General features: G+C 54.5%; 15 protein-coding genes. 5 read left to right on the forward strand and 10 right to left on the reverse strand.

The genetic code is table 11. The features are described 5' to 3' along the window. The first annotated feature begins 438 nt into the window (after window positions 1-438). Window positions 439-1,203, forward strand: a complete 765-nt coding sequence (locus tag IEY38_RS16450; protein WP_229775343.1) for a DUF7093 family protein — start codon at window positions 439-441, stop codon at window positions 1,201-1,203. Between the two features lie 68 nt (window positions 1,204-1,271). Here IEY38_RS16450 and IEY38_RS16455 read toward each other — a convergent pair whose 3' ends face one another. After that, entirely contained in the window at window positions 1,272-1,961 is a 690-nt protein-coding gene (locus IEY38_RS16455) for a hypothetical protein (RefSeq protein ID WP_229775344.1), read from the reverse strand. A 93-nt stretch (window positions 1,962-2,054) separates the two neighbouring features. Here IEY38_RS16455 and IEY38_RS16460 point away from each other — a divergent pair, with 93 nt between their 5' ends. Continuing rightward, entirely contained in the window at window positions 2,055-2,528 is a 474-nt protein-coding gene (locus IEY38_RS16460; protein ID WP_188979569.1) for a hypothetical protein, read from the forward strand. A gap of 88 nt (window positions 2,529-2,616) precedes the next feature. On the opposite strand, the gene IEY38_RS16465 is transcribed toward IEY38_RS16460, so the two are convergent. From IEY38_RS16465 to IEY38_RS16490, 6 genes are all read right to left on the reverse strand, one after another. Beyond that, window positions 2,617-3,645 (reverse strand): disk-shape morphogenesis protein volactin, encoded by a 1,029-nt coding sequence (locus IEY38_RS16465; protein WP_188979571.1) that lies wholly within the window; start codon window positions 3,643-3,645, stop codon window positions 2,617-2,619. A gap of 162 nt (window positions 3,646-3,807) precedes the next feature. Continuing rightward, window positions 3,808-4,764, reverse strand: a complete 957-nt coding sequence (locus IEY38_RS16470; protein WP_229775345.1) for a DUF7139 domain-containing protein — start codon at window positions 4,762-4,764, stop codon at window positions 3,808-3,810. A 97-nt stretch (window positions 4,765-4,861) separates the two neighbouring features. Further along, window positions 4,862-5,212 carry a hypothetical protein gene (locus tag IEY38_RS16475; RefSeq protein WP_188979573.1) on the reverse strand — a complete coding sequence of 117 codons (351 nt, stop codon included), beginning with the start codon at window positions 5,210-5,212 and terminating at the stop codon, window positions 4,862-4,864. Between the two features lie 488 nt (window positions 5,213-5,700). Next, window positions 5,701-6,090, reverse strand: coding sequence for a DoxX family protein (locus IEY38_RS16480; RefSeq protein WP_326838520.1), 390 nt, complete (start codon window positions 6,088-6,090; stop codon window positions 5,701-5,703). Window positions 6,091-6,163: 73 nt separating this feature from the next. After that, window positions 6,164-6,745: a VIT1/CCC1 transporter family protein gene (locus IEY38_RS16485; protein WP_188979575.1), complete on the reverse strand. Its 582-nt coding sequence runs from the start codon at window positions 6,743-6,745 to the stop codon at window positions 6,164-6,166. 6 nt (window positions 6,746-6,751) lie between these two features. After that, complete coding sequence (locus IEY38_RS16490) at window positions 6,752-7,042, reverse strand: DUF211 domain-containing protein (RefSeq protein WP_188979577.1); 291 nt, start codon at window positions 7,040-7,042, stop codon at window positions 6,752-6,754. 756 nt (window positions 7,043-7,798) lie between these two features. On the opposite strand from IEY38_RS16490, the gene IEY38_RS16495 reads away from it, so the two are divergent. Next, window positions 7,799-8,695 (forward strand): universal stress protein, encoded by an 897-nt coding sequence (locus tag IEY38_RS16495; RefSeq protein ID WP_188979579.1) that lies wholly within the window; start codon window positions 7,799-7,801, stop codon window positions 8,693-8,695. A gap of 114 nt (window positions 8,696-8,809) precedes the next feature. Beyond that, on the forward strand, window positions 8,810-9,424 hold the full coding sequence (gene rdfA, locus IEY38_RS16500) for a rod-determining factor RdfA (protein WP_188979581.1): 615 nt from the start codon (window positions 8,810-8,812) through the stop codon (window positions 9,422-9,424). Between the two features lie 83 nt (window positions 9,425-9,507). Here rdfA and IEY38_RS21945 read toward each other — a convergent pair whose 3' ends face one another. Further along, on the reverse strand, window positions 9,508-9,843 hold the full coding sequence (locus IEY38_RS21945) for a DUF7576 family protein (RefSeq protein WP_446685132.1): 336 nt from the start codon (window positions 9,841-9,843) through the stop codon (window positions 9,508-9,510). A gap of 1,275 nt (window positions 9,844-11,118) precedes the next feature. On the opposite strand from IEY38_RS21945, the gene IEY38_RS21690 reads away from it, so the two are divergent. Continuing rightward, complete coding sequence (locus tag IEY38_RS21690; RefSeq protein WP_268237885.1) at window positions 11,119-11,250, forward strand: hypothetical protein; 132 nt, start codon at window positions 11,119-11,121, stop codon at window positions 11,248-11,250. Between the two features lie 199 nt (window positions 11,251-11,449). Here the strand turns inward: IEY38_RS21690 and lpdA are convergent, their stop codons facing one another. Continuing rightward, window positions 11,450-12,883: a dihydrolipoyl dehydrogenase gene (gene lpdA, locus IEY38_RS16505; RefSeq protein ID WP_188979583.1), complete on the reverse strand. Its 1,434-nt coding sequence runs from the start codon at window positions 12,881-12,883 to the stop codon at window positions 11,450-11,452. Next, window positions 12,883-14,418, reverse strand: coding sequence for a dihydrolipoamide acetyltransferase family protein (locus IEY38_RS16510; RefSeq protein ID WP_188979585.1), 1,536 nt, complete (start codon window positions 14,416-14,418; stop codon window positions 12,883-12,885). The genes lpdA and IEY38_RS16510 overlap by 1 nt, the downstream gene beginning before the upstream one ends.

The raw sequence follows: 14,418 nt of genomic DNA on the forward strand, positions 1-14,418 counted from the left end.
AGGGTGACGCGGTACCCTCACCCGACATGTTCCTATCCGAAGTACTGAGTTCAAAGGCAAGCGCTGTGAGCTTGCTGTGGACGGTCAACTGCCGCGGGAACTATACTACTTGCTCTGCCAATCTGAGTCCGTGGTCAAACACTGCAGCAATCAGAGGTATCGACGGTATTTCGGTGAAGGTGCTGACAACACAATCAATATCAATATCAAAGGCATCTCGGATACCAGCTGACAATACCGAAGACGGAATAGATAGAAGCAGCCGCGCTACTTGTCGTCTTCTTTGGGCCGAATATCTCGAAGCTCCAGTCGTCACTATCAGTATCGATTTTGGACGGGGTGAGGCTGATCGCAGAGGCGTGCCTGCCTGCGTCTAACGCAACAGAGATGTCACTGCTGGTGAATACATTCTTAATCGTACGAAGCAAATGGCCGTGCATGGGACTGCGTTGTGAGGTATTTGGACACGACTTCGGGGAGTCGACGATAGAGGAGTCGTATGACGAAGGTAAGCGTGGCACTGTCCTAACTGTGCGGGAATACAAGTCTTGCGAGCGCTGTGAGCATATCCGAAATATCTCTGAGAATCAGGGCTTGATATCCACCACAGAAGAATCGAGAGCGAATGGCGAGCAGTCGGATAAAGTCGAACACAGAACCGAAAACAAGAGGCCAGCGGGGGTGAAAGAGAATGCGGAGGTCAAGACTGAAGCGAGAGACCCGGGGCAGGCAGCGGACGAAACGGAACCGAACGAACCACCCGCATCGACGATGGCTGCGTCAGACAATGTGGCAGGAACAGCTCCAGATGTGGAGGCGAGTGACGAGTCACCGTCGGTGACCGAATCGACGCTTCTGGAAACGACTGATGACGCCGTGATACTGTCGGAGACAGAGGAACCAGATGACGACAGCTACACGCCATCGAATAACGACGATGCAGTCATCATTGATGATGCTGCTACAGACACGACAGAACCGTCGTCTGAAACCCCCGGAGAACCGGATATTGGAAACGATCGAGACGGACATTCGTACTCAACGGACCGCTCAAAGAGTACCACAAACGACTCAGTTCCGATGTATCAATGTCCGAGGTGCGAGTTCGAACTCCCCGTGAGTGAATCGTCGTTCTTTACCGGTGATGTTTGCCCACAGTGTCGGGTCGGCTACCTCGAGGACGTATCAGATGGTGAGTCATAGGCGCTCGATTGGACGTAATTTCGTGGAGAGAGTCGGGGTCAGACAGTGTTTTCGCGGGGAGAGCCCGATCAGTAGTTTTGAAACAGCAGTTTTCGTACGTCGTCTTTCGTCCGGGCGCTCACTGTTGAACCGTCGGGAAGTGTGACTTCGTATGGTTCGTCGTTCTCGGCTGACCGGGTCCACTTCTCGTCATGTTCGGTTAGTAAGCGGTTAGCAGCGGAAAGGGTATCACTCGGAGTGTCGTCAGCTGCCGAATTCGACTCGGCCGCGCCGGCGCTTTCGATGGTATCGGATGACGATGTAGTTTGTGTCGACGTATCGGGCTGTGCGGCGCTACGTCCGTCGTCTGGCGTGTCCCCCAGCATCGTTGGGCCGGCGGCCACCTCCTCACCCCTCTCGTTCGCTCTTCTTTCAGGTTCGATATCCGCGAGGCGATCCGCAAGTTCACTCGTTCCAAGTGCTGCGAGCAGCTTCCCCCGCATCTCGTCGGCCTCAATACCGCTTCCGGGAACTTCCGGCACCTCGGACGCGATGTGTTGGAGTTCCGGATACTCAGCCGAGGCGATTCGTTCGTAGTCGGTACGGCTCAGGCCGTGCTCGTCTTCCAACTGGTCCGGCGGTGTGTATGTATCGAGGAGGTAGTCAACGACATCTTGCGTACGAATGTGGCCGTACGTCTCGATGAATGCGTCTTCAAGATCCTCCCGGATCGACGTCAAGTCATCCTGTTGTGTGTCCGTAATCTCGATCTCCGGCATCGCCTCCAACATCGGTCGCCCATCCCATAACTCGTTCCCTGGACGGCGGTAACTGACGGAACCATTGTATAGCAGAGGCACGCATGGTCCAATATGCGGTGTCCCCGCTGCAAATCCGATCTCAGCACGTATACGCTTGCGACTGCTGACCAGACAGCTATCGTCTGTGAATCGTGCGGCTTCGCAGACATCTCTGCGTCGCATCACAACGAGGCCTCCCCCCCAGAGTCCTGGGAGTTCGCTCTCGCTCGGTTCAACCAGAATCCTGATTCTAACCCCGATAGACCCGAAAACACTGGCCGTACACCCAGCGTTTCGATTCCGGAACAGGACGAGCCCACAGACCGACCAGAGTTCTCGCTTGAACAGGCTGGTGTCGCGGTGGGAATATCTCTGGGATCAGACGTTGACAGGTTCCAGCAGGACGCGGCTGACGAATTGAATCGTGTTCTCGACGAGAGCGAAATTGAACAAGGCGAGGAGGTTACAGCCAAATCTGATGAGAACGATGGGAATAGCCAAGACACGGAGACTGAAGCCGACGAAAACGGGGAAGAAACTGAGTAGCATCCGGCGTCAGTTGTACTGCCCGGGACGGGACCAGTGGTATGTTCGACTGACGCCGGCAAACAGTGCTTCTATTCGAGCCCAGCCGTTATTCGGCTGTGGCGTCGGATTCTTCGGCTTGCTCGTTTTGCCCCTCGCGCTCTTCTTCCGACCGCGCTGCGACGAGTGCACCCTGTGCGACACTATATAGTGGATTCTCGGCTTGGCGGACGTCGCTGATTGAGAACGGTATCTCGGACTCGTTGATCCGTTCGGCGAACAACTCTTCGAAGCCGTCAGGACTGGATGTCCCACCAGTCACGACAACCGGGACATCCAGTCCCTCCTCGACATCTTCCTCATCGACTTCACTGATGATGTTCTCGATGACATAGTCGAGGAGATTGTCGTAATAGATACTCAGTGCGCCTTCAATACCGCCGACGTCCGTCTCGAAGTTGAGGTCGAAGTCCTCCTCCTTAACCGAGGTGACCTTATCGACGGGCGTGCCGGTCGCCTGTGCAGCCTGCTCGTCGATCCAGTCGCCACCGCGTGCGATGGAGAACTTCATTACGGGGACTGCATAGTACGACAGACAGACGTTGGTCATCCCAGCGCCAAAGCTGATACCGAGGCCGGTGAACTCACGGTTGGCAAGCTCGGAGTAGATGACGGCCATCCCCTCATTGATCGGTTCCGGGCTGTAGCCCATATCAGTGAGTAGGGATTCAATCGTCTTTTGATGATATAGCGTCGAGACATCGGCATCGATTGGGTCCGCGGGAACCGAGAAAAACAGGCGCTCATTCGGGAACTCCGGCTGTCCCACCACCTGTTCAGTAATGAGCTTAATCATCGGAATAGCTGACTGCTCGTCGCTTGAGAGAATCCCGGCTTGCATCGGGCGGCGTGTCTCCTCACTGAAGATATTCGCGAAGTTCAGGGCGTCATCACCAACGATGTAGACCCGATCATCCTTGCGGATGTGGAGAACATCACTTCTCGACAGCATCTGTTCGGCCATGTCGCTGTAGTCAATTTCGACGAAGGAGTTCCGCTGCTGCACGAATACCGTTTCGTTACCATCTTGGCGTGCAGACAGGAGGTTCATCGTACCGACATCGAGACCTTGGGGCATACAGTTGCATTCCTCCCACCAAGTTGAAAAAACTATCTTGTTTTGTTGCAATAGTTTACATGTTATTTATGATAACAGACGGAATGGTTCGTAGGAACATATTAGTACAATATAAACCAAACAACAAGAGAACCACCGCGGAGTGTCTAGTGAGCAGACGACTTATTCAAAGAGCAATGACCGAAGACGAGTAACAATGCTTCGTTGCTCTTTGACACCGGTTTCCACATCGTCGTCTTCGCCCTGCTCATTTCGAAACTGCGTGAGAGCGTTGACCTGTTCTTCGGTACCGGTGCTTCGGTCCGTCTTTGATTGGCCACCCTGTAGTTGCCTGAGTCCATCTACTGCGTCATCAACGTCATTGCTGTCGGCTCGTGTCGTGGTCGCCTCGGAGTTCTCGATAGCCGTCCGATCGAGATCAGAGTCCGTTTCTGGCATATCCAGATTTAGCCGCTTAGTTTTTGGCTGCTGTTCGACACCACCCCACGATAGTTCCGCTCCGTCTAGTGCCTGTTCGATATCGTCGTCCACATCTGCTTTGCTGACAGACTCTGACTCGCTCTCGACCGACTCAACTGGTTCAGCTGCGTCGCTTGGGGTTGCCGCTTTCTCGAGGTAGTGTGCAACCAGCGCTGCTCCTGTGGAGGCCGCAAGCATGACTAAGCCAGAGGCGTAAACGCTAATCGTCCAGACACTACCGTTGATTCCGCCACTGTTCGTCCATCCATACGGAAAGACGCTAATCAGAATTATCGTTGCGGCGAGACAGAACAACGTGCCGGCGGCACTGACGACCCAGGTCTTGAAGCCGACTGGCAGGAGTACGACGACGCTCAACAGCACGGAGGGCAGTCCGACGAATCCGACGACGAGTGCAACCTCGCGAATCTGCCAGTACGGTGCGCTCCCGGACTCCAGAGCGTTACTGTACAGAAAGAGGCAGAATCCGACGACGGCAAGCGTAACTCCAGCAAAAAAGAGTCCGAACCCAACATAGATATCTCGCTCTTTAGCTGGTTCACCGATATATTCGTGATAAATCGACGCAAGCGTGTCGCGATAGCCCGACACTGGGTCGGCAGACTCGGGGGACCTGTCCGATGTAGATGCAGAGCTCATTCCATTTGTTATTTGGTTCCGATGGGTGTTAAAGATGGGCTTACCCTATTTCGTTCGATCCTGCGCGCGGGAGACGAGGGGGAGGCGACACGCTAGTTCAGGGGCGCGGGGGAGTCACCCCTTCCTTGATCGTGACCCCGTCGTTCTGAATGTGGACGAAGATCGTCTGTTCGGGCTCGTCGGAGACTGTCACGGCAGCGACTGACTCGTGTTGTCGATCGAGAACGGCCTTAACCCTGTAGCAGCCAGCCTGTAACAAGTTGACCGAACAGCCAGACTGGCCTGACAAGAGCTGATAGCGGGCTGTATGACAACACACCTCACTGTCGTATATTTCTATGCGGACATCATGTTTGGTATCGCTGGTGTTTCTGATGTGGAGGTCTTCATGCGCTAGACGCCACTGTTCGCTGTTCGTCGGGAGGAGTTTACGACTTCTGGAGGGCATATCGACATGTATCTATGCTGCAGTTACGAATATGTCTTATGGATTGACAGTATATCTCTGTGTCATTAGTGTGAATCCACGTGTAGTGTCAATGTGTACCGGTTTCCAATCACTATCCATTCACATTTAATCTGTCAAAGTAGATCCCCAGAGTGTTGGAAACGCAAAAAGCCAAATGTCATCTGTGCCGTGCATCCTCTTCGCGGATGACTCCACTGTCGTAGACACGGGCATCGCGTTGCGTCTTCCAAGCGGATATCCGCTGAAAAACTGGCGGTCGCTCGCGGTAGTTCTGGGTCTCGGCATGATGGTGGTGAGCAGCTCTCCCGGCCTCGTTGGGAAATCCTCAGGGCCCAGCGGCGCTGGCTACCAGTCACGTCCACGCCGACAGCTTCGGCTCACAACTAGTGACGACGGTGATGTTCAAATCCATCGTAGACGATGAAATACGACCGAGCCGGCCCGGCCACTCGGGGCGTTCTCCACGCTCAGTCGGTGTACCAGTACGCCCAGAGAATCAACACGCCTTGCAGCGGCAACCGTGCCCAGCGGGCCAGCGCAGACGGATCGCCGCCACCCGTCCCCTCAATGGTAACCATGGAGACGGCCATATACACGTTCGCGGGAAAGATTGCGAGGAGCAATGCGATCGTCGCCCATGCAGCGTACGAACGCGTCCGGGGCACCAACAGGCCGAGCCCGACAGCGATTTCGGCGACACCGGACAGGTACACCAGCGCAAGTGGCGCCGGCAAGACCGGTGGCACGATCTGGACGTATAAGTCTGGCACGACAAAATGCAAACCTCCCGCGGCGACATACAAGAGCGCCATCACGTAGCACAACGGCCGTTTGAGCTGCCGCAAGCCAACACGCATCTACAACCATGTATGGCGGCCAATGGAAAGCAAGTTGGGATTTGTCCTCCAGTCAGAACAGAGTCGCAGTCTCTCACCCCGGAAGAAAGAGATTAAGAATTGCGACGACCAACCCGGCGAGTCCCATCCGCGCTGCGGCAACGTACCACCGCTGGCCCGAAATCGAACCCATGTAAGCGCCGAACGCACCCAACACACCGATACCCAGGCCGACCGCGATGAGTGCCGCCTCTGCCATTGTGACAACGGTCCCCTCGACAACGAACGGGGTCAGTGGAATCAGAACACCGATGAGTGGCCCCAGGCCGCTCATTATGGCGTGTACGAAGCGGGCACCGCTCTGGTCGCGTTGAACGCGGGTATCGTCGAGATCTTTGAGCATCGCTCGCTCGGTGCGCCTGATTTCGGCCCGGGTTTCGGCTCGTTCGATTTCCCAGACGCTCCAGACCGCAGAGGTCCCGAGACCGACTGCCGCGCCCAGTCCGATTTTGATTACAGTGTACCCATCGGGGACCCCAGAAAGGACAGCGCCGACGATAATGCCGATGCTCGTCAGCGTCCCGTCGAAGCCGTTCGAGATGAAGTACCGGCGCGAGATCGCACGGACATCTTCCTTCCCGAGAAGACGCCTGAGGAATTGTCGAATGGACGCCACTGCGCATCAGGCATCCTGTAACGTCCGTCGATCTCTCACGATGCTGTCACCGCAGGCAACCTGATCCACGGAGTGTACTGACCCGCCGAGATTATCGATCGTTTCTTCGATCGCTTCGAAGTCCAAGTCTTCACTTTCGAACGTGAGCTTGACGTTTTGCACTTCCTGATCTAATTCGATCAGTGACGAAGTGACGCCCTCGACGCTCTCAATGTCGGCCAGTTGGTTGGTGAACGTCAGTAACGGCGGGTCATGTGGTTTCAGTACATCGATGACAAGGCGTCGGACTGCTGCCATATCACATCACGGGAGGGGGTACAGTAAAAATGTGAGGAGTGTTTAGTTTGTATCATTGTGCCAACCAGCAAGTTGGGCCAGTACACAATAATTGTTGATCGATATATGATCGGCTATAATCTCTCAAACAGAAGTCAAATTGCGCTGGCTTTAGTTGGCGGTTCACTGGCAATGATAATCATTATGAGTAGGATAATACGAGCTAATACAATAAGTAAATTTGGGCTTTGGAATTATTGAATGATAATTGGAATAGTTCTCTTAAATGGCATCCCTATATATTTGTTCTTGAAATACGTTCTAGTACTTCCTCTACTAGCCACAATTTTAATGATTGGACTTGTGCTGTGGAAAGATTGTGCGGCGGTTGTCGATAGTCCAGCACCACTCTTTTTTGGGTGGTGGTTTGTACCGTTAGCAGTGGCGCTCGTCTTGGGTGTTGTTGAGTATCTCGCACGTTGAATAATCACATAGTACCATTCACCTGTGTGTTACTGCTTTTTGTCGGCTGTTACGTGAATGTCAATCAGGCAAGATGTTATTAAACCACACTGTGTAGCTCTTCGAACAGCGTCTCTGAAAGACCATGCATCTGAAAAGACGTCGAAAGACAGTTTGCTGCGCAGATAATGGCACAGCAGGATCTCAGAGACCACAATCGAGGCGGGGACGCAAGCAGGGAGCCCGCTCCGACCACCGCGCTACGTCCGCCGCCGCGAAGATAGCGGACCGGCAATCAAACAAGCGACTCCCAGTATGTACGACACCATCCTGTTCCCGACTGACGGGAGCGACGCAGCAGAATCGGTCCTTGAATACGCACTACAGATTGCAGCCGAACACGAGGCGACGATTCACATCCTCAACGTCGCAGACACTGGCCGAGACAGCGTCACCACAATCCGTGGTGAGGTCATTGACGTTCTCGAAACAGAAGGGGAGCGCATCGTGGCGGAAGCCGCACAATATGCGAAAGACGAAGGCGTCCCTGTCGTCTCTGCGGTCCTTCAGGGAGACCCGCACAAGTCAAGAGTCGACTACAGCAAACAGTCCGACATTGACTGTATCGTTATGCCGACGCACGGACAGCGTGGGATCAAGCGAATCCTGCTCGGAAGTGTCACCGAACGTGTCATCAACACGGCAGCGGTTCCCGTCGTTTCGGTCAACCCTGCCGGAGATCGACCATTCGTGTATCCCCCCAAGCACGTCCTCGTCCCAACGGATGGAAGTCGTGGCGCAGCACTCGCAGTGGCAGAGGGGATCAATGTCGCGAGGGCAACGGGAGCAACGCTCCACCTATTTCACGTTGTCGAGACCGGCGGCCTCGGGCCGGATGCACGCTCCGTCTTGAAAGAGGGCGAGTTGACTGAACGGGCAAATGAAATGCTGGCCGAAGCGACCGAGAAAGTCGAGGAGACGTCGCTTGACTCGGTCACCAGCGTCATCGAACACGGGAACCCCGCGAAGGTGATTTGCGACGACATCGACGAGAACGAAATCGATCTCGCGATCATGGGGACACACGGACAGACTGATTTCAGCAGGTACGTCATGGGTGGTGTCAGCGCCAAGATCATCCGGCAGTCCCCGGTCCCGGGGACGTGGGTTCGCGAGCCCGAATCCGAATCAGATGAGCAATCCAGTTCGTGAATCGGCCAACTTGTTCCAGAGCACGAGCTTGATAAAGCTCTCCGTGTGAAAGCTCGACAGTCCTCACGGTATGCGGGAGTGTTTAGTAACTATGGGGTTCATCTAAATCGGAACATGACCACAGACGACTCACAGTCCGGGGGGGGAACGAACAAGATCGATGCCGTAATTCGAAAATACGATCTTGTCGGGATGGGTGCAGAGCTCGAAGATCGGTGGGTCGGCGCCGACGGAGAGGAAGAAAGTACCCGAGACCTCGCTGACTATTTCAATCGATCGGTGCTCGAGTCCGCCATCGAAGGGAGCGACGCTCCGACATTGAGTGGGGACATCCAACAGGTCTATCAGTCACTTCGCGAAGACGACGCGGACGCCCCACTCATACGCTCACGTCTCGAACAGAGCGGGGTCGATATCGAATCGGTGATGGACGACTTTATCTCCCACCAGACGGTGTATCGCTATCTCAAGAACGACCGTGGGGCGGCCCGGCCCGAGCAGACGCCCGCAGAACGGACAGAAAACGCCATCGACTCAATACAGCGTCTTCGGGGCCGAACCACCGCTGTAACGAGGCAGACTATCGAGAGCCTCGAAAAGAACAACGCCATCTCGGCAGGCGATTTCAACATCATCAACGAGGTACAGGTGCTGTGTGAGGACTGCGGCCGTAGCTACGATATTGTGGCGTTTCTGGAACAGGGTGGCTGCGACTGCCACTCCGAATGAGGACTCGGGCCGTAGTATCAAAACGAAGCCGGTTCCCAAGTCAGTCGTTCTGTAAACTGACAATGCGCCACGCCAGCCAGCGATCAGCCAAGCCTCGGGAACCGAGCAGTCTTACAGTCGACACCGCAGAACGCGTATTCCGAAACGTTGCCAGCACTATCTCTGGTCGTGACATTACGGTACCGGACGTTTTCGTCAATTGATGCCCCGCAGTGGTCACAGTGTCGCGTTTCAATCGAGCTAATTACGATCCTGATAGATTGGCTCTCAACGCTTTCGGGGGTTGCACTCCGCGCTCGGTCTGCGTTTGCGATGTCTGCTGATTGTTGGCTACGGTACTCCTGCGTGTTTTGTGCGTTCATGATGTCGCTGATTATGGGTTTGTAGTTAGTGTCGCAGCGCTTCGTGAGATGGGTCATCGCGACCCGAAAACCGTCGGCTGGTGTTTGGGAACCAGCCAGGACCGACGTTTTCCACCTGTGTGCCGGCGTTTGCCCGCACTGTGGTGGTCTACGTCAGTTTAAAATTTGAAAAATGTAAAAAACGTAAAGCCGGATGTGAAAGGATCTGCACCGATCAAGTGCCGGGACAGCGGGCTTGCCTGCCAAGCCATACAGTTGACGCCCGGATTCATGCGATTATCTTTAATGGATGTACACTTAATAGTTTTGTGAGTGGTGTTCACACTCGACGAATATAATTGGACGAGACCTGTGAGTACAGCAAGGCTGCACAACGTAGCTAGGGTCTGCAGCAGTCATCCCTATAAAACGCCTGGCTCGCTTTGAGCTTATGAGCGAGCCCATCTCAGTGGCGAAACCATAGGCACTAACCAAATGATTAAATACGAAAGTTCCGTACCGGATAGTATGGAACCGGGTACCAAAACGGTAGAAACGCCCCGGAAAGCGAGCCAATTAGCGACTGTAGCGTCCGGTTATACGATCTTTACACTTTCTCCCTGATAACCCACGTAGACCACCACAGTCCGGGCAGTAACCCGGTATAGGCGGAAAACGTCGGTGAAGCGACAGTAGCGGCCCCAGAGTACTGTGTAACAGTAGACGGAACAAGTCCGACCCCTGTCAACAACGAATCGATACAAACGATGAATGGACAAACTGAGCTGGACCAGTCACTAGCAACTGTTCGTTGCACTATGGAAGCCAGCAGCAACACGGCCGCTGCCGAACCGAATATCCAAAATAAGTCAACTCGAATCTTGGTCGGCGGGTCACCGAGCTACCGCTGTGATTACTGTGGACAAGTGATCAGCGAACAGATGCAGTTCAGCGGGGTTACGATACGTGATCCGGACGGAGAGATAACAGAGCATTTCTTCTGTGAAGAGAACTGCATGACATCACAGTACCCCGACATCTAACCCACTTGTTTTGATTGCGACCAGACCAAATCGTAGATATTCGACGATATGGTACATAATTCAAGATTTTCTGATTGTATCCGACGCTATAGAAAAATCAAATGACAGGAAATAGCAGCATACGATACAATGACTGAACTTTGTCCTCAAATAATGGGTTGAGTGCATCCACAGCTACACTAAATCCAAACAGATACTCTATTGCCTCGTTCTGAAACATTGGTCGATATATAAATATTCTCGGAATGTTAATATTGGACGGTACAGAATAAGGGACGGTTTTATTTGTTTCCATCAGCCATGACATCTCATGACATGCTACAACGCGAGCAAGGGAATTCTGTACGAAAACCTTCCAACAGACGTACCGAGACCCGAAGAAGAGGAGAACAAGCTGAGCGCCAGTGACGGTGGCGCAAGCCAGACGGTCGCTAACGACTGAATCCGGAACGTGTCTGGTGTCCGACGCTGGGGACTAGCTTCGATCTCTACCTACAAAATAACGTAGTGGTCACTCAGCGGATGTTCTGTTCCCAAACTGTTGTTTCGTCTCAGTAAACAATATCCGATAGGCTATAGCTGGGTATAGATACATCGGTTTTGAGGGTGAATCTGATTCCTGAGGTATCAATATCGACAAGTCAGTTTTGTCTGTGGATCGCTTTCCCTCTCGCATTCTGTGCGGCTTCCATTACCGCTTCACTTAATGTTGGATGCACATGGACAGTGGAACCGATGTCCTGAAGCTTTGCACCCATTTCGATCATGACCGCGATTTCTGCAATCAGTTCGGATGCCTCCGGACCGACAATCTGTGCACCGATCACACGCTCAGTTTCTTTTGCGGCGACAATTCGGACAAAGCCTTCTGTCCGGTTTGCTGTTAGTGCCCGTCCAGACGCCTGGAACTGGAACTCACCTGTAACTGGAGTAATACCCTCGTTTGCAGCTTCGTCCTCGGTCAGCCCAACGGTTCCGATTTCCGGATCAGTGAACACCGCAGCCGGGAGTGCACGGTAATCGACTGCGGCGGGCTCACCGGCGATTACTTCCGCTGCAACTTCCCCCTCTTTCGATCCCTTGTGTGCCAGCATCGGCTCACCCGCAACGTCACCGACTGCGAAAATGTGCTCCTTATTCGTCCGACATCTGCTATCCGTTGGAATGAACCCCTGAGCATCGGTTTCGACGCCGACAGCTTCGATACCGAGCGTTTCAGTCACCGGGCGTCTGCCCACGGCAACGAGTATTTTGTCAGCAGTGAGTTCTATCTCGCTATCATGCGCCGCTTCGTCGGTGGGAACAGCAGTCAGGACGGCTTCACCCTCCGATTCTGCCCAGCTGTCCGCCGTGTACCCGAAGTAGAAGTCAACACCGAGACGCTCTGCTCGCCTCCGGACTATCGAGGCAATATCTTCCTGATAGCTGGGAAGCGCCTGCTCTAGCATCTCGATTACCGAGACGTCGCTCCCGAGTCGGCTGTAGACTGTTGCTAGCTCCATACCGATGTATCCGGCACCAACGATCACGAGTTCGTCGGGTACCGTTTCGAAGTTCAGAGCGCCATCGGAGGAAACGATACGGTCGTCGTCGAAGTCGAACCCTGGGACTTCAATCGGCCTGGACCCCGTTGCGATGATGCAGTGGTCGAATTTCAGTGATTCAGAGCCCTGCCCCTCTCCCTGATGGACGATTCTGATCTTGTTTTCATGGGCAAATTCGGCTGTTCCTTTCATCAGATTCACGCCGGCTGCCGTACATAATTGCTCGATACCGCTCGTTAGTTGATCGACGAGTCCGTCTTTCCAGCTAATCATCTCGTCGAGCGCAACTGTTGGGTCTGCGTAAATCCCCAGTTCCTCCGCCTGTCCCGCCTCTGTTGCCAGTTCTGAACCGTTGAGCAGCGCTTTAGAGGGGATACAGCCACGGTTGAGACAGGCTCCCCCATACTCACCCTTTTCAACGAGCGTGACATCGAGATCGAGCTGTGCAGCACGGATTGCGGCAACGTATCCGCCAGGGCCCGCGCCGATAATCAGTACGTCAGTCGAGGTAGTGACATCTCCAACGACCATTATTCTAGTAGTAGCAGGTTTGGATTTCGTAGGTACTTCTGTACGGAGTTCGTGAACCGTGCGGCGTCTGCGCCGTCGAGCACTCGATGGTCGAACGAGAGCGATAGTGTCATCACGTGACGTGGTTCTATCGTTTCTTCACCATCGGCTTCGACGACCCGTGGCTTCTTTTTGATCTCTCCCAGTGCCAGAATGGCGCTTTCCGGCTGATTGATGATCGGGGTTCCGTACTCCCCGCCGATCCCGCCGATGTTCGAGATCGTGAACGTCCCGCCACGCATTTCCTCCGGCGAAAGACTCCGTTCCCTCGCTCTCTGGGTTTTTTCGTTAGTTTCCGATGCGACTTCGAGCAGGCCCTTCGCATCAACATCCTCGACAACGGGAACCAGCAGCCCGGCATCAGTCGCCGTTGCGACACCGATGTTGTAATACTGCTTTTCGACGATTTCCTCGTTTGCTTCGTCGAGAGAGACGTTTACCTGTGGGTTCTCCTGCAGGGCCGCGGCACACGCTTTCATCACGAACGGCATGTACGTCAGTCGGATATCGTGCTCCTCGGCCGCCTGTCTGAGGGTCGAACGAGCGTCGACCAGCGCAGTCACGTCGACCTCGTCCTGATGAGTGACGTGTGGGGCCGTAGATTTCGACTCCGTCATCGCGGCTCCGATCGTCTGCCTGATCCCGTTGTACGGCGTCCGAGACTCCGGGCGTGCCGACTCGTCAGCCGCTGCCCTCTCGGCTACTGCTTCTTTATCGTTTTTCTGTGCCTGCTGTTGGGCCTTTGCGTACTCTTGGACCGCTTCGAGCGTGACAAAGGGTTCTCCGTCCTTTCGTTCATCAGTGGGGACAGTATCGAGATCGATCCCTTCCTCCGCTGCGACGTGTCTGGTTTTCGGGACGGCCACCGTCGTCTCCCGGTCTGCCGTTTCTCTCGCCTGAACTGAGCTGACAGACTGCGTCGAAGGTGCCTGCTGTTTTTGTCGCTCTGCAGCAGCGGTCTGCTGGTTTGACTGCTCCTGAGTTGAGGAGTAAGAGTCCGTGTTCGCGTGCGCGCGAACATCCGATTCTGTTATGCGTCCCAGAGACGAGTCCGCAATGTTGGAGATATCGACGCCCAGTTCGCGGGCCAGACGCCGTACAGACGGCGGAGCGGCGACCTGGACGCGCTGTGTCACCGCTGGTTCTGACTGCGTATCTTCGGCTGGCTGTGTTGGTGCTTCGTCGTCGGTTTGGTGCCCGCTGTCCGCAGTAGCGTCGTCTGCAGGCGTTGGTTCAGTTCCGTCCGGTTCGTCTTCACCATCGACCTGGAAGACGATAATCACATCACCAACTGGGACTAGCTCTCCTTCCGCGGCGCGAAGTTCTTCGACAACACCGTTTACCGGAGATGGGACGTCAACGACAGCTTTGTCAGTCTCGACTTCCGCTACTGGCTGGTCTTCCGAAACTGAGTCGCCCGGCTCGACCCGCCATCGAAGCAGTTCGCCCTCAGCGACGCCTTCACCGACATCGGGTAGTTCGAATTCACGTACCAT

Source organism: Haloarcula sebkhae (genome assembly GCF_014647415.1).
Classification (GTDB): domain Archaea; phylum Halobacteriota; class Halobacteria; order Halobacteriales; family Haloarculaceae; genus Haloarcula; species Haloarcula sebkhae.

Bases quoted from the DNA above. Each gene is read 5' to 3' on its own strand.
- IEY38_RS16450 (WP_229775343.1), top strand. From the start codon at position 439: ATGGGACTGCGTTGTGAGGTATTTGGACACGACTTCGGGGAGTCGACG.
- IEY38_RS16455 (WP_229775344.1), bottom strand. From the start codon at position 1,961: ATGCCGGAGATCGAGATTACGGACACACAACAGGATGACTTGACGTCG.
- IEY38_RS16460 (WP_188979569.1), top strand. From the start codon at position 2,055: ATGCGGTGTCCCCGCTGCAAATCCGATCTCAGCACGTATACGCTTGCG.
- IEY38_RS16465 (WP_188979571.1), bottom strand. From the start codon at position 3,645: ATGCCCCAAGGTCTCGATGTCGGTACGATGAACCTCCTGTCTGCACGC.
- IEY38_RS16470 (WP_229775345.1), bottom strand. From the start codon at position 4,764: ATGAGCTCTGCATCTACATCGGACAGGTCCCCCGAGTCTGCCGACCCA.
- IEY38_RS16475 (WP_188979573.1), bottom strand. From the start codon at position 5,212: ATGCCCTCCAGAAGTCGTAAACTCCTCCCGACGAACAGCGAACAGTGG.
- IEY38_RS16480 (WP_326838520.1), bottom strand. From the start codon at position 6,090: ATGCGTGTTGGCTTGCGGCAGCTCAAACGGCCGTTGTGCTACGTGATG.
- IEY38_RS16490 (WP_188979577.1), bottom strand. From the start codon at position 7,042: ATGGCAGCAGTCCGACGCCTTGTCATCGATGTACTGAAACCACATGAC.
- IEY38_RS16495 (WP_188979579.1), top strand. From the start codon at position 7,799: ATGTACGACACCATCCTGTTCCCGACTGACGGGAGCGACGCAGCAGAA.
- rdfA (WP_188979581.1), top strand. From the start codon at position 8,810: ATGACCACAGACGACTCACAGTCCGGGGGGGGAACGAACAAGATCGAT.
- IEY38_RS21945 (WP_446685132.1), bottom strand. From the start codon at position 9,843: ATGACCCATCTCACGAAGCGCTGCGACACTAACTACAAACCCATAATC.
- IEY38_RS21690 (WP_268237885.1), top strand. From the start codon at position 11,119: ATGACATGCTACAACGCGAGCAAGGGAATTCTGTACGAAAACCTTCCA.
- lpdA (WP_188979583.1), bottom strand. From the start codon at position 12,883: ATGGTCGTTGGAGATGTCACTACCTCGACTGACGTACTGATTATCGGC.
- IEY38_RS16510 (WP_188979585.1), bottom strand. From the start codon at position 14,418: ATGGTACGTGAATTCGAACTACCCGATGTCGGTGAAGGCGTCGCTGAG.